This is a genomic window from Coriobacteriaceae bacterium (assembly GCA_025993015.1).
Classification (GTDB): domain Bacteria; phylum Actinomycetota; class Coriobacteriia; order Coriobacteriales; family Coriobacteriaceae; genus Collinsella.
On record DAJPFV010000001.1, the window covers coordinates 1125984 to 1149451 of the forward strand.

Consider the following 23468-nt stretch of genomic DNA (forward strand, 5'->3'; position numbering starts at 1 on the left):
AAGGAGTCTGCGTGTTTTCGTACATCAAGCGCCACTGGCCCATCTATCTCATCTTGGCCCTGATCGCCATTGCCCTTGGTTTTGGGGCCGCGTATATCGTGGGTGTTAAAGGCTCAACGCCCGAGTCCACGATTAGCGAAGAAGTGGAGCACGAGCAGAGTTTGGGAGCCGATGGCATCTCCGAGTCCGAACAAGCGCTCATCGACGGTGGGTCTGCATCTGGGGAATAGCCATTTCGCCATGCACGAAAAAGAGGCGAGCCGGGAGACGGGCTCGCCTCTTTTTATTGCGTCAGCGACGTTTCGACGCCAGCTTTAGATGGGCAAACCAGATTGCCGCGGCGCCGGAGGTCATGAAGGCGGTGAGGCAGGCGACGATGGGAAGGGACCCCGTTGCAGGTAAATCTTGCGGTCTGGCGCATCGCTGGATGATGCGATCCTCGTCATGCGATTCAAGGTTGCTACCGCCGCCATTGCGACAGAGGTCAACGCGAGCGCTGTTGGCGAGTGCGGTCTGGGGTGTGTAAGACGATGCGGCCTGCATATGGATGACGGCGCCGTGAATATCCGAGTCAAGGACGGCGTTCACATCATCAAGGTCGTCATGCTCGTTTTTGAGGTCCTCGCGGGTCCAAGATTCTGCAGTGTCTCTTGTCGTGAAATCGGCCGATACTGCCCCGTACTCAAGACGAACGCCTGTGATGGTGGTGCCGCCCAAAAGAGCGAGTTCTTTTGCCTCGAGGGTGACTGATTTCGTTGTTGGAATATCTGCTTTCCAAAGATGCCAATTGCTGTAATCGACTATGCGCAAATCGTCGCCTAGGAGATTTTTGACTTCATCCGTTTCGAGCCAGGGGTTGTCATGCCCGTCGCTGAGCGTTGCGTTGACCTGTTCGCCCGTATCGGTGCCTCCCGCTGGCGACGTTCGATACCACACGTTGCAAAGACCGTCGAAATCTCCGGCGGCAATAGGGGTTTCAATGGCAACAAGTTTCGCTGCGCCATCTTTGGCACACTCGAGATCGTCTGTGATGGTGAATTCATCAACCCAGGTACTCGACTCATTTTTAGCATCGAGCGTATAGGAGAAGGAGCCGTCCGTATCGGATTGTGTCACCGCTCGGTTTTTGCCATCACCATTGGCGACGAGACCCTTACCGATAGGGCGGGCGATCTCTTGCCGCTTGTCGACTCTGCCCTCGACCTCGATGGGTGTGTCCTTCATGGACGCCGTCTGCACTTCTCCCGTCGCTTTAATTTCAAACGTCATGTCTTGAGCGAGGTCGTAGGTGCGCGGGGACATCATTTCGCGCAGGATGTAGGTGCCGGGTGAAAGATGCTCGATGCGATGCGGCTTGTCAGAAGAGGTCCAAGCGTCAATTTCGATTCCGTCAGCATCGTGGAGGGAGAGCCTGGCGCCTTCCACTTCTTGGTTGCCCGTCAGATCGACTTTGGAGATGTCGATTTTGGTGTAGTCGTTAGAAACGTCGAGGTGCACATTGATCACGGGTGTTTCCTGGTTGGTATATGACAGCTTGACGGCGTGGGTGCTTTGGTCGAGCAGGTATCCTTCGGGTGCCTGCGCCTCGATAACCTCATAGTTGGCTGTTCCGCACCCCAGTGAAAGATGATTCGCGCACGCAAATCCCCGCTCGTCGGTCGTGATGGTGGTGACGGTTTCGCCGTCCAGGGCAACAATGCTGCCGTCGGGGCGCACGATATCGCCCGCGGCGCGGATATCAAAAACAGCGCCGGCAAGGGCGTGTCCGTCTACGGTATCGTTCTTAACGATCTCGATGCTTCCTGTTGCCGCGTCGTCGTTAAACGAGGCGACCGCGACGGGCGTTAAGTTCATGTCGGCGGGAATCGTTATCTCCAGATCTTCTCCAACAAGATACGGTTCCTTGGCGGAAATCTCTCGTATGTAATACGTGCCCGGGTTAAGCGATTCGGGTAGGGTGACGGTGCCGGTTTCATCGGACGTAAAGGTATTCATAACGGTATGGGCGGGATGCCAGGATGTTTGCGAGATGGGCTCACGGTTGCCATTGAGCAGCTGAAAGGTGAACCCGGCGAGTGGTACGGCGGATCCAGTCTGAGCATCGCGCTTCACGATTTGAAGATGTGTCGACAGGGCGTGGTTGTCTACGATGTACTGAAGTTCTGCGCCGTCCGAGATCTGCTCTGCCGTGATGGTCCATTCCCCTGCCTGCTTAAAGCCGTCGGGCACGGTGCCGGCAACCTCACGAACGGTGTAGCCGGCACGGTCATACGGTATGGTTCCGCTGACTCCATCGGGGCGCCCTCCTGCGCCAAACCATGCTCCAGCCTGGTCTTTGGTCGATGCGAAGCCGTAGATATTGGTGGTCAGCGTTCCAACAACCTGCTGCGAAGTGTTGCTTACCACTTCAAAGACCACGCCTTCCGCCGGCTGCTCTATACCAGACCCATCGCTATTGCCGTAGTCCTTGAACTTTGAAATCTCAAGGTCAAAAGCGATAGGGGTGTTGGGGATGCGGCGCTCGAGCTCAACGACGCCTACGTCTCCGAGCTGGTCGGCCCCGATGGTGTAGCTCCAGGTTTCATCGGAGGGCAGATAGCCCTCGGGAGCTCTCGACTCATAGATGGTAAAGGTGCCCAGGGGGATGTCGGTAAGTATTGCCCAGCCGTCCTCATCCGTCGTGAGGGTGTGCGTCCAGCCCGGGGTAGACTGTGAGACGCAGGTGAACTCAGCGCCGGCAAGTGACGCGCCGACTTGAGGACCTGCCCCTGTCGCGGCATCGACCTTTGCGATGCGCAGGGTAATGGTACCGGGTTGCTCATCGATGACGACATTCCCGCCGTCATTGCTGGTGGAAAAGGCGATGCGGTCACTCCTGGGGATATAACCCGCCGGAGCTTTGGTTTCGACCAGATAATATGCCGTGTTGGGCAAAAGTGTCGCCTGTGCGCGACCGCTGCTGTCCATCTTGATGGTAGCAACGCGTGTGTCGCCTGCATTTTCAAAGATATCGAAGGTCGCGCCATCGAGCTTGTAGATGCCGTTTCCGGCGGTGATGTCGGCTTTGGACGACTGTTTTTGGAACGATACGGAGACGACGGGCAAAACGTAGAGCATGTCCTGATGTCGGCCCTCGCCCGAGACCGGGCCGTGATAACGCCTGGCTCGATGCGGGGCTGCCTTAATGGATCCGGACTTGGCGCTGTCGTAGAGCCAACGTGCAGCCGCTACGGCCTCAGCGTTTTCGTAAAACCTACCGCTCCTGGCAACTCCCTTGCTATTTGTATACGAATAGGTGCCGTCGGGGTGCGTGGTTCCCTTGAGCATCCACACGGCAATCTGGGTGGCGGCACGGGCGAGATCGGGCGACAGGTTGTGGCCGCCAAAGGATGTATTGGAGGGGTATCCGTGACAGACGATGGCGGCAAATTCGTCATCGAGCCATGTCCAGCCCTGGTTATATGTACGCCATGGCCCTCCCGGCTTGCTGGGGCCGGGGCAGTCTTGATTCATGCAGTACGAAATTGAAGTGTCCTGTGCCTCGTATTTACCGACACCGAAGGGGCCACAGCCGTCGCTTATGGTGCGGAAATTAAGGGCGTCACTCCCGTCGACGGCGAGTGCGGTCCCTGGGGCCAGGCAGCCGATCAGAAAAAAGAGGAGCAGGAGCAGCGGACCTGTTGCGATTGCGCTGTGGACAGAGTGCGTGGGTGCGTTGGACATGGCTGCTCCTTATCCCTCGTGCGCCGCACGGGGAGGCCGCGGCGCTTGGGATGAGGCTACCGCCATGGTTCATGCGGGTAAGTACCGGAAGCTGACCAAAAGCTTGCCCGATTTCTGACAAATCGAGTTCAAATACAATAATCAGACAAAAGCGCAGGTAGAAGATGGTAAGAAAAGAAAGACAAAGGTCCTCATCTCCACAATTGGCGCGGTTTTCAAACGATTCTCCACAGCTAAAACAAGCATCGACACCCTTGTATCAAACAAGATAACCGCGTTATACTAGCCAACACACAAGCGGGCATCGCCAAGTGGTAAGGCATCAGCTTCCCAAGCTGACACTCGCGGGTTCGAGTCCCGTTGCCCGCTCCATTCGAATTTCAGGCACGGTAACGTTTCGTTACCGTGCCTTTTTCAATAAAGTGCCGGGACTCGAACCCGACAGGGTGCGAGCGTAAAGCAAACGCGAAGCGTTTGTAGCGAGCAGGCGAAGGCGCCGGCAGGCGCCTGAAGCCGGTGCGTATTTGCAAAGCAAATACGCGGACGTCCCCATGGCCGCTCCTGTTTCAAAATGTTAGGTTAATGCCTGCTGCCCATACTCGCACCCGCGCACGGTACAATGGTTGGGTTACGACCAACGTGCCAATAACCAAAAAGGAGCCGCTATGATCGATCGCTATACCCGCCCGGAGATGGGACATATCTTCTCCCTCGAGAACAAGTATGCCATTTGGCAGGAGATTGAGGTCCTGGCCTGCGAGGCTCAGGCGGAGCTCGGCAAGATCGGTATTTCCAAAGAAGAGGCCCAGTGGATTCGCGACCACGCCAACTTTGAGAAGGCGAAGGTTGACGAGATCGAGGAGGTCACGCGCCACGATGTCATCGCCTTCCTGACCAACATGAAGGAATATGTCGACGCCGATGTTCCCGAGGGCGAGCCCAAGCCTAGCCGCTGGGTTCACTACGGTATGACCAGCTCCGACCTGGGTGATACGGCTTTGTGCTATCAGCTTACTCAGGCGTGTGACCTGATTATCGAGGACGTTAAGAAGCTCGGCGTGATCTGCAAGCGTCGTGCCTTCGAGGAGCGCAATACGCTCTGCGCCGGCCGCACCCATGGCATCCATGCCGAGCCGATGACCTTCGGTATGAAGTTTGGCTCTTGGGCATGGGAGCTCAAGCGCGATCTCGATCGTCTTGAGGATGCTCGCAAGAACGTTGCCTTCGGTGCTATCTCCGGTGCCGTTGGCACCTACAGCTCCATTGACCCGTTCGTCGAGGAGTATGTCTGCGAGCACCTGGGCCTGGTCCACGATCCGCTGTCCACGCAGGTCATCAGCCGCGATCACCACGCCTACCTTGCCGGCGTGCTTGCCACTACAGCGGCCACCTGCGAGCGCATCGCGACCGAGGTCCGCAACCTGCAGAAGACCGATACGCTCGAGGCCGAGGAGCCTTTCCGCAAGGGCCAAAAGGGCAGCTCCGCCATGCCGCACAAGCGCAACCCCATCACCATGGAGAAGGTCTGTGGCCTGTCGCGCGTCGTGAAGTCCAACGCTCAGGTCGCCTTTGACAACGTCGCCCTGTGGCACGAGCGCGACATTTCGCACTCTTCCGCCGAGCGCGTCGCCCAGGCCGATAGCTTCATCGCGCTTGACCACATGTTCCAGTGCCTCATTCGCGTTATCGACGGCCTGCAGCTGTATCCGGCCCGCATGATGGCCAACCTCAACAAGACCCGCGGCCTCATCTTCTCCTCCAAGGTGCTGCTTGCCCTCGTCGACACGGGCATCACCCGCGAGGACGCCTACGCTATCGTGCAGGAAAACGCCATGGCCACCTGGCACGAGGTGCAGGATTGTGTCTCTGGCCCCACCTTTAAGGAGCGTCTCGAGGCCGATCCGCGCTGCACCGTCAGCCAGGAGAAGCTCGATGAGATCTTTGATCCGTGGGACTTCCTCACCCGCATCGATACGGTCTTCGACCGCCTGGAGCAGCTGAACTTCGAGTAGGGTTAACCTAATTCGACCGCTTGCGGATGCATTTCAACCTTTGGCGCCTTGCCCATCTTGGGCGAGGCGCTTTTTTATCGCCGCATCGGCCCCGGGTATAAAATGAAATCCGACTGCTGTTTCGATGAAGGGAGGCGCGTGCCCGGACGCATCAAGCGAGCCGCCATCGTCTCGTTTACGCTCATACTCCTTGTTGCCGTCTGTGCGGGCGCCCTGACGTATACCGTTCGAAGCAGTTCTTCCTCCTCGAATGAAGGCGACAAAGATCTCCCGGTACTCAAAATCGGCGTTACGGATAACGACCCCTATGTGTATGTCGATACCACGGGCGATTACGCCGGTATCGATGTCGACATCGCCCGCGAGGCCTGCAGGCGCGCGGGGCTCAAGCCACAGTTTGTCGATATTGACTGGAACGATCGCGACCGGCTGCTCAAAAACGGTGATATCGATTGCCTGTGGTGTGATTATTCTCCCTGTTATCGCGAGGATAAGTATTACTGGACCGAGCCGTATCTAACCGTGACGGTTTCGGTTGTCGCCAAGAAAACGAGTGGCATCAAGTCCTTGGCGCATCTCGATGGAAGCAAGACCATCGCGGTGATTGCGGGCTCGGTGAGCGAACGCCGATTGCTCGCAGGGGATCTGGAAATCTCGCCGGACGTGCAAATCAAATCGTATGGTTCTGCCGAACTCTGCAAGGCCGCTCTCGCCAAAGGGTATGTCGACTGTTGGATGGCGGACGTTCAGTCGCTTGATCGACTCGTTGCCCAGTATCCTGGCGTTTATCGTGTGTTCGCCGGCAACGTTATGACGGTTGACCTGGGCGTCGCGTTTGATGATAGCTATGAGGGGGAGTACGTCAAAAACCTCGATACCGCACTGTCCGACATGGATCGAGACGGCACGATAGAGCACATTGTGGACAATTACAAAGCAGGAGCGACGACAGGCGGGCAAGGAGCGGAATCATGACAAATGACGAGCGCCGCTTTCGCCGAAAGAGTTTAGCCGCAGTGGGCATCGGCATCGTGGCCAGCGTTGCCCTACTGAGTCTGCTCTATATGGTTGGCACGCATCGCTGCCTTGATAAAACGCTTGGGTTCGGCCAAGAAACCATGGTGTTTTTAAAAAATGCCTGCGAAAAATATGACCGATATGAACAGGGAAGAAAAACCGAGGCGACGCACAATTTGGATGCGGCGCTCGAGTCGTTTGCGACGTTCTTGCCGCCTGATCGATTTGAAGTCAACGACGATCTGGTCGAGGAATATGTCCATACCGAGAGCCTTTCGGGAATGTTGGTCATGGACGCCGATGGTCATATGGTCGCCCATTACGATATCGACGGCCGCGATCCACTCATGCTGTGGCGAGAGGAGCTGGCCTGTTCGTCGATCGCATCGATGTATCGAGGGTCCAAAGTTTCCTACTCGACCGCTGTCGAGCGCCGCGGTGTCGACTTTGCCGTGAGTGCCGTTCCATACGGTGATGGGGTGGCGTTGGGGTATCGATCCCTTGCGGCTGAGCCCGCCGATGACTATTCATACACGATCGCCGACGTCCTTGTGAACAACACGTTCCATCAGAGTCCAACGGTGCTTGTGATGCGCGATGCGCAAATCGTTTCTTCAAACGATTCGACCGTCGATATAACCCTTGCCCGGCTTCTCGCCGATAGCGGAATTGACTGGAAAGACGAGGGCGTAACACGTATCGAATATCGGGGGACCACCTTATATGCCGTGCGTGCGGCATATAAGGGCTACCGCCTGTTTGCGCTATATCCCAAATCTGAGGTCATGTCTGACAGGATTTCATTTGTCGCCGTCGGCGTCTTGGTGTGCCTTGCGTTTTGGGTCGTGGTACTGTTGGCTCGAAATATCGCTGACCACCGCAATTTGGTCGAAAAGGATAAACAGCTCGGCATTATCAATGCCATAAGCGCCATCTACGATTCGACCTTCCTTTTGCATCTTGACACCCTCGAGATCGAGGGAATCAATATGTCGCCGGCGATAGCGAAGATGTTTGCCGAGCATAGCGAGGCATATGACTTTATGGACACGGTCTGCCGGGATATCGTGAGCCCCGAAAGCCGCGAAGCGGTTGTGGGGCTCGTAGATATAAGTACGCTTCGTGAACGCATGGAGGGCGTACCGTACTTGGCTGCCGAGGTGCGAGATTGTCGAGGCACTTGGTACTCGCTACAGGTTGTCCCCCAGCATCGCGATGAGCAAGGCCGCCTGGATTCGGTCGTCGTGGCGACGCACAACATATCGATGGTCAAGCATGCCGAGGAGCTGTCATACCAAGATAAACTGACGGGGCTTCGCAACCGCAACTATCTGGAATCGCGTGGAGATAGCCTGGTAAACGAGGACTTGCCAGTGAGCGTGATTATGGTGGACTGTAATTATCTCAAGCGGACCAACGACATTTATGGTCACGAGATGGGGGATGAACTGCTGCGACGGACGGCGTCCGTGCTGCGGCGGGTGGCTGGTGCGGATTACCTGCCGATGCGCGTTGGCGGCGACGAGTTTTTGCTGGTTTGCCCCCATACTGACAACGAGTCTGCGCTCGGGCTGGAACAGGATCTTCGTCTCGGTCTTGCCGCGGTAAGCGATGAGACCCTGACGGTCAGCGCATCGATTGGCGTGGCGACCGTCGAGACGGCTGGAAATACGCTGGCCGATGTATATCGCGTCGCCGACCACAATATGTATCGGGAGAAGCGCATGGTCCACGTACAGGGTGCGGACTGCTAATCTTGCCCCCGCCAGTCCAAGCATCGTAGGATGTTGAATCGGTGCTTGCGATAATAAGTCGGTCCAGGTGGGGATAATAGACGTCTGAAATTTCTTTCTGAGAGGGGATCTCAATGATTAGTTTTGACTACAAGCCTCAGGGTGTATGCTCTCGCAATATTCACCTCAATCTCTCTGACGATGGCAGCAAGGTGCTGGGCGTCGAGTTTACCGGCGGCTGCGATGGCAACCTCAAGGCCATCTCCAGGCTGGTCGAAGGCGCTCCCGCCGATCGCGTAATCGAGGTTCTCGCCGGTAATACCTGCGGTATGAAAAAGACCTCTTGCGCCGATCAGCTTACGCGCGCTATCGAGGCCGCTCGCGCAGAGATCGCCTAATGAGCATCGCTGATCGCTTTAAGAATGGAATAACGCGTCGAGGTTTTGTGCTGGGTGGCGCCGCTACCGGTGCTGCTGCCGTACTGGCCGGTTGCTCGAAAAAAACGGGCACGAGTGATGACGCCGCTGGCGAGCCGCAGGTTATCAAGGACGATTCGAAGATTGTCTCGATCACTGATGAGTACGAGGCTGTCGATATCGATCTTGAGCCCGCAGCCTCGTGGACGCTGCCGCTGGGCACGCTGCTGTACTACTGCGATGGCGACTACGCTGCCGCGATGATGGCGCCTGCTTCTGCCCTGCATGCCAATACGCTTGGTGTGCTCAACCTGGGCGATGGCTCGCTTACCACACTTATCGAGGATCCCATTGAGGGAACCGGTTATGCGTTTTACGACGTTCGCGCGGGTGATGGCGTGTTCGCGTGGGTCGAAATGAACTTTGCCAATGCGTCCTGGAAACTCTATGCGCAAAACCTTGCAGGCTCCTCCCTTACCGGCAACGCTGTCGAGCTCGACCGCGGTGGCGAAAACTACGATCCGCCGCTCTTCACAGCGTATGGGTCGTCGGTCATCTGGTATAAGATGCCTTCGTCCGGCGGCACCAAGACGAGTAACGATTCGTACTGCTACCGTCAGTCGCCCAGCGAGTCCAAGCCTGAGGTTATTTGGAAGTCGACGGGCCGCTTCGCATCCGCCCCGCGTGTGAGCGACGGCATCCTGACCATCTCGCCCCGCGTGCACAATGATGAGGGCGTCTATTACGGTATGACGGCGATCGACCTGACTGACGGCAACAACACGAAGCGAGCTCAGCTGGTGCTGCCTTCGTCGGTTTCGCCTTTCGAGGCCGTGTATATGGGCGACACCTTCGTGTTCTCCATCGAGGCGACGTATAGCGGTGTGGGTAGCCTGGGCAATATGGGCACCTATATCGGTAGCGAGGGCGGGCCGTACCTCTTCCTTTCGCGTGAGCCGCTCGCGTGCGCCGCGGGAAGGAAAAATAAATACCTGGTTAAAGTTCAGGCGTCGCATTTTTTGATTGACACTTCGGCTAAGACCTACGGCTCGCTTCTGTCGCCCGACCGAGCCTTGGAGTATGGCGATTATCCTGCTACGGCGGGTAAATCGAACTCGTTCTTAACGTACGCAACGGTGCGTAACAGTCAGGGGATTCCCGAGACGGTTACCGCTCGCTTGTTCTCTCTTTAGTCTCCGAGGGGTTAAAAAGGCGTCGACAGGGGAATAAGCGCGTTGTGACTATGAGTACCGCCCGCCGAGCTATCGCACCCATGCGATACCCGGTGGGCTCAGATGCGTTAAAATGAGCTTGTTCTTAGCTAATTGAGACAGGGGGGCCGTGTTATGGCTTCAGATGCAAAAAAGATTCTGCTGGTCGAGGATGAGAAGGCAATCCGTGACGCTGTCGCTGCCTATCTCGAGCGCGAGGGCTATTGGGTTGTGGGCGTGGGCGACGGCCAGTCCGCTATCGAGGAGTTCGAGAAGCATCAGTTCGACCTGGTCGTGCTCGACCTCATGCTCCCTAAGATTCCCGGCGAGCGCGTTTGCCGCACCATTCGCGACACCTCGGATGTCCCCATCATTATGCTGACGGCCAAGGGCGAGATCGAGGACCGTATTATCGGTCTCGAGCTCGGTGCCGACGACTACCTGATCAAGCCGTTCTCGCCGCGCGAGCTTGTCGCGCGCGTGCGCGCCTTGTTCCGCCGTGCCCACCAGGCCGATGAGCCGGCCGTCGAGGTGCTCGACTTTGGCGATCTGGTCATTGACATCTCGGGCCACAAGATTTTGGTCGAGGGCAAGGAAGTCGACCTGACGGCTTCCGAGTTCAAGCTGCTCACCACGCTTGCCCGTCACCCCGGCCGCGTCTACAACCGCATGGAGCTGGTCGAGAAGGTGCTCGGCTACGACTTTGAGGGTTACGAGCGCACTATCGACAGCCACGTGAAGAACCTTCGCGCCAAGCTGGGCGACGACCCCAAGAAGCCCAAGTGGCTCTACACCGTCCACGGTGTCGGCTACCGCTTCGAGGCTCCGACCAAGACCGATAAGTCGGACGAGAAATAAAGGAAATCACATATGACACCTGCGCGCTTTGAAATCGGGCAAAAGCATAAGCAGGAGAACGAGGCGGGTTCCAAGGCTAGTTGGAACACGCCTCGTTCCGATTCACGGCCAACGATGAGCTATCCCTCGCGCATGGCCCTGGCTTTTGCCCTGACATCGCTCATGACGGTATTGGTATTGGTGGGCGTAGTCTCCGTTGTATGGGGCACGGTTTTTACGGATTACACGCGCTCCAATATTGTCGAAATCGCCAATTCCGCTGCCGAAAAGTTGGCAACGTCATATGAGGAAAACGGTTCTTGGACTGCGGGGGAGCTGCGTACGGTCGCGACATCGAGTTTGGTGTCCGACGATCTTGGTATGCAGGTCGTCAATAAAAAGGGCGTCATCGTCTACGACGACTCGTGGCCCTCGGCAAGCGCTACTGCCGATGTGCGCGAAAATCAGGCGACGACCGACGATGCGAGCGGAAAGAGGGCATCGCACAGCCCAGTCTCGTCTGCTCCCACCGATTCCAATAGCGTTGCCAACGTTGAGATCGTGACGTCCTCCGGCGAGCACGTGGGTCAGGTCAAATTGTGGGCGGTTGGCTCCGATGCCCTGCTCACCAGGGCAGACTCGGCATTCAGAGAGAAGACCTTTAACGCCATGGCCCTTGCCGCGGTTGTGGCCGTCTGCATCTCGGTCGTTATCGGAGCGCTCATGTCGCGCATGCTCACCAAGCCGATTCATCGTATTACCAGCACCGCCAAGCAGATTCGCGATGGAGACCTGTCCGCTCGTACGGGCTTGCGCGGCGATGATGAGATCGATCAGCTGGGAGAGACCTTCGACGAGATGGCCACCTCACTCGAGAAGGACATGAAGCACGAGAAGCGCCTGACCTCTGATGTTGCCCACGAGCTGCGCACGCCGCTCATGGCCATGCTTGCAACGGTCGAGGCCATGCAAGACGGTGTGTATCCCACCGATGACGAACACCTGGAAACGGTCGCATCCGAGACGCGTCGTCTGGCCCGTCTGGTGCAGCAGATGCTCGACCTGTCGCGCATGGAAAACAGTACCGCGCCACTCAACCTGGAGCCGGTGGATATGGTGCCGTTTGTGCGTTCGATTGTGAATGGCCAGGAGCGCTTGTTTGCCGACCGTGACTTGCGTTTGCGCTTTGCAGATGAGACGCAGGGCCACGATGACGTTGTCGAGGCGGATCCCGACATGATCACGCAATGCGTCATCAACCTCTTGAGTAACGCCATGCGCTATACCCCCGAGGGCGGATGGGTCGTGGTGTCGGTGCTCAGTGACCGTAAACACGTCGATATTGCGGTCTCGGACACGGGCATTGGAATCGCCAAGGAAGACCTGTCGCGCATCTTCGGTCGTTTTTGGCGTGCCGACGCCAGTCGCGCCCGCGAGGCGGGTGGCCTGGGCGTGGGCCTCGCCGTGACCAAGCAGATTGTCGAGCGCCACCATGGCTATATATCCGTGGAGTCGGAGCTTGGAAAGGGTACAACTTTTACGATTCATCTGCCACGCGAGCACACGGCGGACGCGGCATCTACTACAATGGAGCACTAGCTTTTCGCTACTCGGTGAAGGAGGGGTTTCGTCCCTGCCGCTCCGAGTTTGCGAAAACGTGCGGGGGAGAACCCGCATTACTGTCGTATTTAGGTAAGGAGTGACTCACGTGACAACGATGGAGCGTCGTCCGGATTCCCGTGGCAAGGTTCGTGATATCTATGATGCCGGTGAAAACCTGCTGATGGTCGCCACCGACCGCATTTCTGCGTTCGACTTTATTCTCCCCGACGAGATTCCGTTTAAGGGAGAGGTGCTCAACCGCATCTCGGCATTCTGGTTCGATAAGTTTGCCGACATCGTTCCCAACCACCTCGTCTCCATCGACCCGGCGGATTTCCCCGAGGAGTTTGCCGAGTATCGTGACTATCTCGCTGGTCGCGCCATGCTGGTCAAGAAGGCCCAGACGATTCCTATCGAGTGCATCGTCCGCGGCTATCTGACCGGTTCGGGCAAGAAGACCTATGACGAGAACGGCACCGTCTGCGGCATTCAGCTGCCCGAGGGCCTGACCGAGGCCTCAAAGCTTCCCGAGCCGCTGTTCACGCCGTCCACGAAGGCCGAGATCGGCGATCACGACGAGAACATTTCGTTCGAGCGTTGCTGCGAGATCGTGGGTGAGGACGTCGCCGCGCAGATTCGCGACCTGTCCCTCAAGATTTACAAGGCTGCCGCCGAGTATGCAGCGACCCGTGGCATCATCATTGCCGACACCAAGTTCGAGTTCGGTGTCATCGATGGCAAGGTTACGCTGATCGACGAGTGCCTAACGCCCGACTCCAGCCGTTTCTGGCCCGCCGCCAGCTACGAGGAGGGCAAGATTCAGCCCAGCTACGACAAACAATTCGTCCGCAATTGGCTCAAAGCCAACTGGGATATGACGGGGGAGACCCCGCACCTGCCCGCCGAGGTCATCGATGGCACGTCCGAGCGCTATCGCGAGGCCTTCCAGATCATCACGGGCTCCCAGTTCACAAGCATGAAGGAGAACGCATAAGTGAGTACCCGTAGCGCCACGAACAAGCGCACGCAATCCCACGAAGTTACCGGGGTTGCGCGCAAGTCCGCCGCATCTGCTAAGCCCGCCCGCCAGGCAGCGAGCTCCGTTCGCGTCGTGCCGGCATCATCCAAGGCACGCCGCAAGGAGCTCGAGAAGGGCGAAAACCTGGAAGGTCTTTCCAAGGAGGAGAAGCGCGCCCGCAAGGCGAAGCAGCGTGCTCGTGAGGATCGTATCTACACGGTGTCGAATATCCTCCTCAAGCAGGATGAGGACTACACCAAGCGCCGTCGTATCTGGTGGGCCGTGCTCGCCATCGGCATGGTACTCGTCGTGGCAATTTGGGCTTCGCTCTACTTCGCTCCCGGCGGTACGGTGTCCAGTCCCGTCCAGATGGTCGGCATCGTTTTGTCCTATGTCATCATTCTGGGTGATTTTATCTACGACTTCGTTCGTATTCGTCCCCTGCGCAACATGTACCGCGCGCAGGCCGAGGGCATGTCCGAGAACAAGCTTAACGCTCTTATTGAGCGTGCGGCTGCCGAGGAGGACAAGAAGGACTCCAAGAAGAAGTAGCGTTTGCATTCATACTTATCGCTAAGATATAAGGCGCGTCGTTTTTGCGGCGCGCCTTTTTACTGTTCTATAGATAGATGGAGTGGCACATGATTCGAGCTGCCCTGACGGTCGAAGAGGCTCTGGAGGGCATGAAGGCCCTGGAGCCCAAGATTAAAAACTACGCGCGCCTGGTCGTCTGCAAGGGCGTAAACGTCAAACCCGGCCAGGAGGTTGTCGTTCAGTCTCCGGTCGAGTGCGCGCCTTTTGCCCGCGTGGTGGTCGCGGAGGCTTATGCCGCCGGCGCTGGCCACGTGACGGTCATTTGGGCCGATGATGCCGTGACGAGGCTCACGTACGAGCATGTCGATAAAAGCTATTTTGAGCAGACGCCCGAGTGGAAGCGCCTGCAGCTGGATTCCCTGGCCCAGGACGGTGCCTGCTTTATCTTTATCGAGGGTGCGGATCCTGCGGCTCTCAAGGGTATCGATCCCGCCAAGCCCGCTGCAGCTTCTAAGGCAAGGAACACGCAGTGCAAGGTCTTCCGCCGTGGACTGGACTACAACATCAACCCGTGGTGTATCGCCGGCGCTCCGGTCGTGGCTTGGGCGCGCGAGGTGTTCCCGGGAGACGCCGATGAGGTTGCAATCTATAAGCTGTGGAATGCGATTCTGCACACCGCTCGTGCCGATGGCCAGGACCCGGAGAGCGACTGGGAGCTTCATGACGCGGCGTTCGAAAAGAACTTGCGCTTCCTGAACGACAATCGTTTTGACCGCCTGCATTACACCTCGGCAAATGGAACCGATTTGACGATCGGTATGACGAAGGGTCACGAGTGGGCCGGCGGCAAGGGTAAGACGCCCGATGGGCACCCCTTCTTCCCCAACATTCCCACCGAGGAAGTCTTCACCTCGCCTGATCGTATGCGTGCCGACGGTATCGTGTATTCGGCTATGCCGCTCATTCACCACGGTAACAAGGTTGACGATTTTTGGATTAAGTTCGAGGCCGGTCGCGTAGTGGACTACGATGCCCGTGTGGGCAAGGCGACGCTTGCGAGCATTATTGACACCGATGAAGGTGCCGCTCATCTGGGCGAGGTCGCGCTCATTTCCAAGAACACTCCGATCCGCGAAAACGGCGTTCTGTTCTATGACACGCTCTATGACGAGAACGCTAGCTGCCATCTCGCGCTAGGTGTCGGTTTCCCCGAATGCATCGAGGGTGGGTACGACATGTCCAAGGAAGAGCTCCTGGAGCATGGCGTTAACGTCTCGAGCACGCACGTCGATTTTATGATCGGCACGGACGACATCGATATTACGGGCATTACGCCTGATGGACGTGAAGTTGTGATTTTCCAGAACGGCCAATGGAGTTGGGAATAGTCCCAGACCGTGGTACAATGCCACCCGCGGGCCGTTAGCTCAGCTGGCAGAGCAGGGGACTTTTAATCCCAAGGTCCAGGGTTCGAACCCCTGACGGCCCACCATAGAAAAGAAAGCGATCGACTCCGGTTGGTCGCTTTTTTGTTGCCAAGGCATGGGTTCGAACCCGTCGGGGCGCGGAGCTGAGTAAACGCGTGAGCGTTTGCCAGCGCAGCGCGCAAGGCGCGAAGCGCCGCAGCGGCCGCCTGCGGAGCAGGCTGAACCCCTGACGGCCCACCATAGAATAGAAAGCGATCGACTCCGGTTGGTCGCTTTTTTGTTGCCAAGGCATGGGTTCGAACCAGATCTTCTCTATATATAAGGACGTCTGGCGGCCAAAACCAGCCTTTTACCGACAGGAAACCAAAACCTGATGTCTTTAGAGTAAAGTAGCGCACCAGAGATGACCGATGCCTCAACACCTATAAACCAGCTGGTCATCGCCAATACCAGAAGCCGACGCTTCAGACATGACTTCAGTGGAACAACTGAAGGATCAATTCGTTTGTGAACAAAATATGGAGTGCTGGATTCCCGCCCGCGGGGGCCCTCCGGTCTGGCAATATATCTCCTTGCCGCGCGGCCCGGTCGGACCGGGAACCAGCGCAGGCGTGCACCTTGAGAACCGGATACTGCGAGGATGGACACTTACTTCAGTGTCGCATCCGGGCAGACATCGAACCATTTGAAATGGTCTAACTTGGATTTGTTTTTCGCAAGGCCGCCGAGAGGCGGCCCCGAGAAATTCCTTTTCCTATCTAATAGAACCATATGAATCGAACGGAACCGATCAGCGATGGACTGAGAGGACCGGACGGGCTCGAAGCCCATTTATTTTGGACGGAGAGTTCGATCCTGGCTCAGGATGAACGCTGGCGGCGCGCCTAACACATGCAAGTCGAACGGCACCCCTCTCCGGAGGGAAGCGAGTGGCGAACGGCTGAGTAACACGTGGAGAACCTGCCCCCTCCCCCGGGATAGCCGCCCGAAAGGACGGGTAATACCGGATACCCCGGGGTGCCGCATGGCACCCCGGCTAAAGCCCCGACGGGAGGGGATGGCTCCGCGGCCCATCAGGTAGACGGCGGGGTGACGGCCCACCGTGCCGACAACGGGTAGCCGGGTTGAGAGACCGACCGGCCAGATTGGGACTGAGACACGGCCCAGACTCCTACGGGAGGCAGCAGTGGGGAATCTTGCGCAATGGGGGGAACCCTGACGCAGCGACGCCGCGTGCGGGACGGAGGCCTTCGGGTCGTAAACCGCTTTCAGCAGGGAAGAGTCAAGACTGTACCTGCAGAAGAAGCCCCGGCTAACTACGTGCCAGCAGCCGCGGTAATACGTAGGGGGCGAGCGTTATCCGGATTCATTGGGCGTAAAGCGCGCGTAGGCGGCCCGGCAGGCCGGGGGTCGAAGCGGGGGGCTCAACCCCCCGAAGCCCCCGGAACCTCCGCGGCTTGGGTCCGGTAGGGGAGGGTGGAACACCCGGTGTAGCGGTGGAATGCGCAGATATCGGGTGGAACACCGGTGGCGAAGGCGGCCCTCTGGGCCGAGACCGACGCTGAGGCGCGAAAGCTGGGGGAGCGAACAGGATTAGATACCCTGGTAGTCCCAGCCGTAAACGATGGACGCTAGGTGTGGGGGGACGATCCCCCCGTGCCGCAGCCAACGCATTAAGCGTCCCGCCTGGGGAGTACGGCCGCAAGGCTAAAACTCAAAGGAATTGACGGGGGCCCGCACAAGCAGCGGAGCATGTGGCTTAATTCGAAGCAACGCGAAGAACCTTACCAGGGCTTGACATATGGGTGAAGCGGGGGAGACCCCGTGGCCGAGAGGAGCCCATACAGGTGGTGCATGGCTGTCGTCAGCTCGTGTCGTGAGATGTTGGGTTAAGTCCCGCAACGAGCGCAACCCCCGCCGCGTGTTGCCATCGGGTGATGCCGGGAACCCACGCGGGACCGCCGCCGTCAAGGCGGAGGAGGGCGGGGACGACGTCAAGTCATCATGCCCCTTATGCCCTGGGCTGCACACGTGCTACAATGGCCGGTACAGAGGGATGCCACCCCGCGAGGGGGAGCGGATCCCGGAAAGCCGGCCCCAGTTCGGATTGGGGGCTGCAACCCGCCCCCATGAAGTCGGAGTTGCTAGTAATCGCGGATCAGCATGCCGCGGTGAATGCGTTCCCGGGCCTTGTACACACCGCCCGTCACACCACCCGAGTCGTCTGCACCCGAAGTCGCCGGCCCAACCGAGAGGGGGGAGGCGCCGAAGGTGTGGAGGGTGAGGGGGGTGAAGTCGTAACAAGGTAGCCGTACCGGAAGGTGCGGCTGGATCACCTCCTTTCTAGGGAGATAAATCTTCTAGAGAGACAAACTTTAACTCGAATAGAGGGCAGGAGCCCGTCCGGTAGATGTCCGCCACGGATATGTCCCCGCAGCACCCGGTCCCCGGGGTCGCACCCGCGTACCTTGAGAGCCGCATAGCGATAGGAGAGAGATGGAAGATCCAATTCTTCCAGACTCGATTCTTTTCTGCGATTAAAGACAGAATGATAGCAATCATTCATCCGATCCAAACAAGAAGAATTCACTTATATATGAGTGAGGAGCATCTGATCGCGAGCACAGTCAACTACTGTGCCGCGGTATGAGATACCCGAATTGCGACATACGAGCGCTATTCATGATATCGATTAATTAGATTAATTAGCGACACGTGGATATCCCGCGGGCCCGGAGCGGTCCCGCAAGATACCACGGGCGCACGGCGGATGCCTTGGCACAGGGAGCCGATGAAGGACGCGGCAAGCTGCGATAATCCCCGGCGAGGAGCACACATCCTTCGACCCGGGGGTCTCCGAATGGGCGAACCCATCCGTAGAGGTACGGATATCCCGGCCCTGAACGCATAGGGGCCGGGAGGACAACCCGGGGAACTGAAACATCTAAGTACCCGGAGGAGAGGAAATCAATCTCGAGACTCCCCGAGTAGCGGCGAGCGAAAGGGGACCGATGGCCAAACCGTCGAGCGGGGATACCCGGCAGGGGTTCCGCCGGCGGGGTTGCAGGGCCGCGCATCCGGGGGCTGCCGCCCCCGGGCGCAGGTCCGGCTGGGGAGCGGAACGGCATGGGAGGGCCGGCCGCAGCGGGTGACAGCCCCGTACGCGAACCCAGACCGGACGGCGCGACGCGGTCCCTGAGTAGGGCCGGGCACGTGAAACCCGGTCCGAACCTGGGTGGACCACCATCCAAGCCTGAGTACTACCCTGTGACCGATAGCGCACCAGTACCGTGAGGGAAAGGTGAAAAGCACCCCGGGAGGGGAGTGAAACAGTACCTGAAACCGTGCGCCCACGAGCAGTCGGAGCACCCTTCGGGGTGTGACGGCGTGCCTTTTGTAGAATGAGCCAGCGAGTCGCTGGCGCGGGGCGAGGTTAACCGAAAGGGAGCCGAAGCGAAAGCGAGCCTTAACAGGGCGACTTGAGTCCCGCGCCGCGGACGCGAAGCCGGGTGAGCTATCCGTGGGCAGGCTGAAGCGGGGGTAAGACCCCGTGGAGGGCCGAACGCACGTCGGTTGAAAACGGCGGCGATGACCTGCGGATAGGGGTGAAAGGCCAATCAAACCCGGAGATATCTCGTTCTCCCCGAAATAGCTTTAGGGCTAGCGTCGCGCGTTCACCGCCGGAGGTAGAGCACCGGATGGACGAGGGGGCTTCGCCGCCTACCGAATCCAACCGAACTCCGAATGCCGGCGGCCCAGAGCGCGGCAGTCAGAGCATGTGGGCTAAGCTGTGTGCTCGAGAGGGAAACAGCCCGGACCGCCCGCTAAGGTCCCCAAGTTCCAGCCGAGTGGCAAAGGATGTGCGTCCGCCCAGACAACCAGGATGTTGGCTTAGAAGCAGCCATCCATTCAAAGAGTGCGTAACAGCTCACTGGTCGAGTGGACATGCGCCGACAATACACGGGGCTAAGCTGGACACCGAAGCGGCGGGATTTTAATTCATTAGAATCGGTAGGGGAGCTTCCCATGGGCGGAGAAGCCGGAGGGCGACCGACGGTGGAGCGCATGGGAGTGAGAATGCTGGCATGAGTAGCGAGAGACGAGAGAGTAACTCGTCCGCCGTGAACCCGAGGTTTCCTGGGCAAGGCTAATCCTCCCAGGGTCAGTCGGGGGCTAAGGCGAGGCCGGAAGGCGTAGCCGACGCGCAGCAGGCAGACATTCCTGCACCGCGCACGCGGCGCTACGACCGACGGGGCGACGGATGGGGGTGGCTCGGCGGGGTTCTGGACGTCCCCGTGATGGAGCGCGGCCCGCGGACCAGGGAAATCCGGTCCGCACGAGGGCGAGGCTCCGGACGAAGCGATCAAGCGAAGCGAGTGAGCCCGAGGTCCCTAGAAAAACCCCTAGGCAGGCGCGTGCGCGCCCGTACCGCAAACCGACACAGGTGGGTGGGTAGAACATACCGAGGCGATCGGGTCAACCATGGTCAAGGAACTCGGCACAATGGCCCCGTAACTTCGGGAGAAGGGGTGCCCGCGCGTACGTGAACGGACTTGCTCCGGGAGCGGAGGCGGGCCGCAGTGGAGAGGCCCAAGCGACTGTTTACCAAAAACACAGGACTCTGCAGAAGCCGCAAGGCGACGTATAGGGTCTGACGCCTGCCCGGTGCCGGAAGGTCACGCGGAGGAGTTAGCCATTTCGGCGAAGCCCCGAAGCCAAGCCCCGGTAAACGGCGGCCGTAACTATAACGGTCCTAAGGTAGCGAAATTCCTTGTCGGGTAAGTTCCGACCTGCACGAAAGGCGCAACGACTTGGGCGCTGTCTCGACCATGGACCCGGTGAAATTGCACTGGTCGTGAAGATGCGACTTACCCGCGGAAGGACGGAAAGACCCCGTGAACCTTCACTGCAGCTTGGCATTGGCCGCTGGTCCCGCGTGTAGAGGATAGGCAGGAGGCATCGATCCGGAGGCGCCAGCCCCCGGGGAGCCGCCCTTGGAATACTGCCCTCGCGCGACCGGCGTCCTAACCCGAGGCCGTCAACCGGCTCGGGGACCGTGCCAGGCGGGCAGTTTGACTGGGGCGGTCGCCTCCTAAAGGGTAACGGAGGCGCGCGAAGGTCCGCTCGGGACGGTCGGCAACCGTCCTTTTGAATGCAAGAGTACAAGCGGGCTTGACTGCGAGGCCCACAAGCCGAGCAGGTGCGAAAGCAGGCTCTAGTGATCCGGCGGCCCCGAGTGGGTGGGCCGTCGCTCAACGGATAAAAGGTACTCCGGGGATAACAGGCTGATCTTGCCCAAGAGTCCACATCGACGGCAAGGTTTGGCACCTCGATGTCGGCTCATCGCATCCTGGGGCTGGAGCAGGTCCCAAGGGTACGGCTGTTCGCCGTTTAAAGCGGTACGCGAGCTGGGTTCAGAACGTCGTGAGACAGTTCGGTCCCTATCCTCCGTGGGCGCAGGAGAATCGATGGAGGCTGCCCCCAGTACGAGAGGACCGGGGTGGACGCACCTCCGGTGAACCGGTTGTCGACCAACGGCACGGCCGGGTAGCCGCGTGCGGCGCGGATAACCGCTGAAGGCATCTAAGCGGGAAGCCGTTCCAGGGATTAGTTCTCCTTCCGGTAAGGGCCCAGGTAGACTACCTGGTCGATAGACGGCAGGTGCAAGGCTGGCGACAGCCTCAGCCGAGCCGCACTAATCGCCCGAGCTCTTCCGGAACCGCACCTCGCGGCCCGCGGGACATGCGCTCTGAAGCGCGGTCCGGGCACGAGGATGCCCCCGAGTCACATCTTTCCTATGCGCCATGCGGCCCCCAGGGCACGCAGATATCGACCCAGGACACCGAAGATACGGTGGGCGCCGCCCACCGGTCAGCGGCCAGAGCATGGGGGGCACGCCCGGTCCCGTTCCGAACCCGGAAGCTAAGCCCCATCGCGCCGAGAGTACTGCGGGGTCAGCCCGTGGGAGGCCAGGGCGCCGCTGACCGGTGGACGGCACCGAGCCGTCGATCGACTTGAAGAAGGGGGAGGCCTCGCGGCCTCCCCTTTTTTTGCGTTAAAGGCGGCATTCACTAAGCAATTAAATCAATCCAATCATCCACCGGTGAATATAAACGTTCACCGTTCTGTGGCCGGTTCTCTGTTCTCAATGGACTAATATTTGCTTTAGCGCGCTGATGCGCTTGTCCTGTTTTACACGGATAGTTTTATTGATTGTGACGGAAGGACTCACATGGCAGATGTTCATGAGCTGCTTGATACTTGGATTGCCAATGTCAAGGACGAGGAGCTCCTCGCTGAGCTCAACACGATGAAGGAGCAGGGTGACGAAGACGCCATCACCGACGCTTTCTTCCAAGATCTCGCCTTCGGTACTGCCGGTCTACGTGGCACTATCGGTGCAGGCACTAACCGTATGAATATCTATACGGTCGGTCGCGCGACGCAGGGTTTTGCTGACTATCTCAATGCGACCTTCGAGCATCCGACGGTTGCCATCGCTCGCGATAGCCGCAATAAGGGTGAACTGTTCGTTAAGACGACGGCTGCCATTCTTGCGGCAAACGGCGTGACGGCTCTCGTGTATCCTAAGATTTCTCCCGTGCCGACGCTTTCCTGGGCCGTCCGCGACCTTAAGTGCTCCGGTGGCATTTGCATGACCGCTAGTCATAATCCGGCGCCTTATAATGGCTATAAGGCCTATGGCCCCGACGGCTGCCAGATCACCAGTGAGGCCGCCGATGCAATTTCTAAGGCTATCGCCGAGACCGATACGTTTACCGGCGTGAAGTCCATGGACTTTGATGAGGCTCTTGAGCAGGGTCTGGTTAAATGGATCGACGACTCGTGCCTCGAGCGTTATTATGACGCCGTTCTCGCCCGCGGCGTGACTAACCTTTCTGCCGAGGAGATTGCCGGCGCACCGCTTAAGCTCGTCTACACTCCGCTCAACGGCACCGGCCTCATTCCCGTCACGACGGTGCTCGAGCGCGCTGGCATCACCGATGTCACGGTTGTTCCCGAGCAGAAGGAGCCTAACGGCGATTTCCCGACCTGCCCGTATCCTAATCCTGAGATCCGTCAGGCCATGCAGAAGGGCATCGATCTCTGCGAGCAGGTTCACCCCGATCTGTTGCTTGCAACCGATCCCGATGCCGACCGTGTCGGCGTTGCCGTCAAGAATGGTGACGACTACCTGCTGCTGACCGGTAACGAGATGGGCGTCCTGCTGCTCGACTATATTTGCAAGACTCGTGCCGCCCGCGGCGAGGATCTCACCAAGAAGGTTGCCGTTACTACCATCGTTTCTTCCGCTATGGTTGACGCACTGGCCGACGAGTACGGCTTTGAGCTCCGTCGCTGCCTGACGGGCTTCAAGTACATCGGCGACATCATTACCTCGCTTTTCGATGCTGGCGAGGTCGATCGCTTTATCTTCGGTTTTGAGGAGAGCTACGGCTATCTGGCCGGCGACCACGTGCGCGACAAGGACGCCGTGAGCACTTCGCTTTTGATTTGCCAGATGGCACAGTATTACAAGCTCCAGGGCAAGAACCTCGCCGATGCGATGCACGAGCTGTACGAGAAGTATGGCTACTATCACAACAAGACGATTTCGCTGAGCTATCCGGGCGCTGAGGGTGCGGCAAAGATGGCCGGCATCATGGCCGGTCTGCGCGAGAACCCGCCCGCGGAGCTCGCCGGTTCCAAGATTGAGGCCGTCGTGGATTACAACACCTGCGTGAACGGCCTGCCGAAGGCTAACGTCATTGAGTTCGATCTTGAGGGTGGCAACAAGGGTATTGTTCGTCCTTCCGGCACCGAGCCCAAGATCAAGCTGTATATCTTCGCTAAGGGCGCGGATGCCGCCGAGGCAGATGCAGCACTTGACGCGATCGAGGAATCCGGTCGCAAGCTGCTGGCATAAGGTATTTAAGA

13 protein-coding genes, 2 tRNA genes and 3 rRNA genes are annotated in these 23468 nt (G+C 58.7%); 17 read left to right on the top strand and 1 reads right to left on the bottom strand.

Going from position 1 to position 23468, the window contains the following annotated elements:
* Positions 1 to 11 precede the first annotated feature (11 nt).
* Positions 12 to 230, top strand: a complete 219-nt coding sequence (locus tag OIL77_04825) for a hypothetical protein (GenBank protein ID HJI44739.1) — start codon at positions 12 to 14, stop codon at positions 228 to 230.
* A gap of 61 nt (positions 231 to 291) precedes the next feature.
* On the opposite strand, the gene OIL77_04830 is transcribed toward OIL77_04825, so the two are convergent.
* Entirely contained in the window at positions 292 to 3723 is a 3432-nt protein-coding gene (locus OIL77_04830; protein ID HJI44740.1) for a SpaA isopeptide-forming pilin-related protein, read from the bottom strand.
* 297 nt (positions 3724 to 4020) lie between these two features.
* On the opposite strand from OIL77_04830, the gene OIL77_04835 reads away from it, so the two are divergent.
* From OIL77_04835 to OIL77_04910, 16 genes are all read left to right on the top strand, one after another.
* Positions 4021 to 4095: transfer RNA gene (locus OIL77_04835), tRNA-Gly, on the top strand.
* Between the two features lie 293 nt (positions 4096 to 4388).
* The gene (purB, locus tag OIL77_04840) at positions 4389 to 5735 is read left to right on the top strand and encodes an adenylosuccinate lyase (protein ID HJI44741.1); all 1347 of its coding nucleotides are present in this window, start codon (positions 4389 to 4391) and stop codon (positions 5733 to 5735) included.
* Between the two features lie 138 nt (positions 5736 to 5873).
* Positions 5874 to 6710, top strand: a complete 837-nt coding sequence (locus OIL77_04845; protein ID HJI44742.1) for a transporter substrate-binding domain-containing protein — start codon at positions 5874 to 5876, stop codon at positions 6708 to 6710.
* Positions 6707 to 8506: a GGDEF domain-containing protein gene (locus OIL77_04850; GenBank protein ID HJI44743.1), complete on the top strand. Its 1800-nt coding sequence runs from the start codon at positions 6707 to 6709 to the stop codon at positions 8504 to 8506. The genes OIL77_04845 and OIL77_04850 overlap by 4 nt, the downstream gene beginning before the upstream one ends.
* A 113-nt stretch (positions 8507 to 8619) precedes the next feature.
* On the top strand, positions 8620 to 8883 hold the full coding sequence (locus tag OIL77_04855; GenBank protein HJI44744.1) for a TIGR03905 family TSCPD domain-containing protein: 264 nt from the start codon (positions 8620 to 8622) through the stop codon (positions 8881 to 8883).
* The gene (locus tag OIL77_04860) at positions 8883 to 10094 is read left to right on the top strand and encodes a twin-arginine translocation signal domain-containing protein (GenBank protein HJI44745.1); all 1212 of its coding nucleotides are present in this window, start codon (positions 8883 to 8885) and stop codon (positions 10092 to 10094) included. The genes OIL77_04855 and OIL77_04860 overlap by 1 nt, the downstream gene beginning before the upstream one ends.
* Positions 10095 to 10247: 153 nt before the next feature.
* A complete protein-coding gene (locus OIL77_04865; GenBank protein HJI44746.1) occupies positions 10248 to 10970 on the top strand; it encodes a response regulator transcription factor in 723 nt (240 codons plus the stop codon).
* 12 nt (positions 10971 to 10982) lie between these two features.
* On the top strand, positions 10983 to 12548 hold the full coding sequence (locus tag OIL77_04870; protein HJI44747.1) for a HAMP domain-containing histidine kinase: 1566 nt from the start codon (positions 10983 to 10985) through the stop codon (positions 12546 to 12548).
* Positions 12549 to 12666: 118 nt separating this feature from the next.
* Complete coding sequence (locus OIL77_04875; GenBank protein HJI44748.1) at positions 12667 to 13545, top strand: phosphoribosylaminoimidazolesuccinocarboxamide synthase; 879 nt, start codon at positions 12667 to 12669, stop codon at positions 13543 to 13545.
* Entirely contained in the window at positions 13546 to 14121 is a 576-nt protein-coding gene (locus OIL77_04880) for a hypothetical protein (GenBank protein ID HJI44749.1), read from the top strand.
* Between the two features lie 89 nt (positions 14122 to 14210).
* Positions 14211 to 15491, top strand: coding sequence for an aminopeptidase (locus OIL77_04885; GenBank protein HJI44750.1), 1281 nt, complete (start codon positions 14211 to 14213; stop codon positions 15489 to 15491).
* 28 nt (positions 15492 to 15519) lie between these two features.
* A tRNA-Lys gene (locus tag OIL77_04890) sits at positions 15520 to 15595 on the top strand.
* Positions 15596 to 16367: 772 nt separating this feature from the next.
* A 16S ribosomal RNA gene (locus tag OIL77_04895) occupies positions 16368 to 17873 on the top strand.
* Positions 17874 to 18273: 400 nt separating this feature from the next.
* Positions 18274 to 21249: ribosomal RNA gene (locus OIL77_04900) — 23S ribosomal RNA — on the top strand.
* 151 nt (positions 21250 to 21400) lie between these two features.
* Positions 21401 to 21516, top strand: a 5S ribosomal RNA gene (gene rrf / locus OIL77_04905).
* Together the 16S, 23S and 5S rRNA genes form the textbook arrangement of a ribosomal RNA operon.
* Positions 21517 to 21762: 246 nt before the next feature.
* Positions 21763 to 23457 (top strand): phospho-sugar mutase, encoded by a 1695-nt coding sequence (locus OIL77_04910; GenBank protein HJI44751.1) that lies wholly within the window; start codon positions 21763 to 21765, stop codon positions 23455 to 23457.
* The last annotated feature ends 11 nt before the right edge of the window (positions 23458 to 23468 follow it).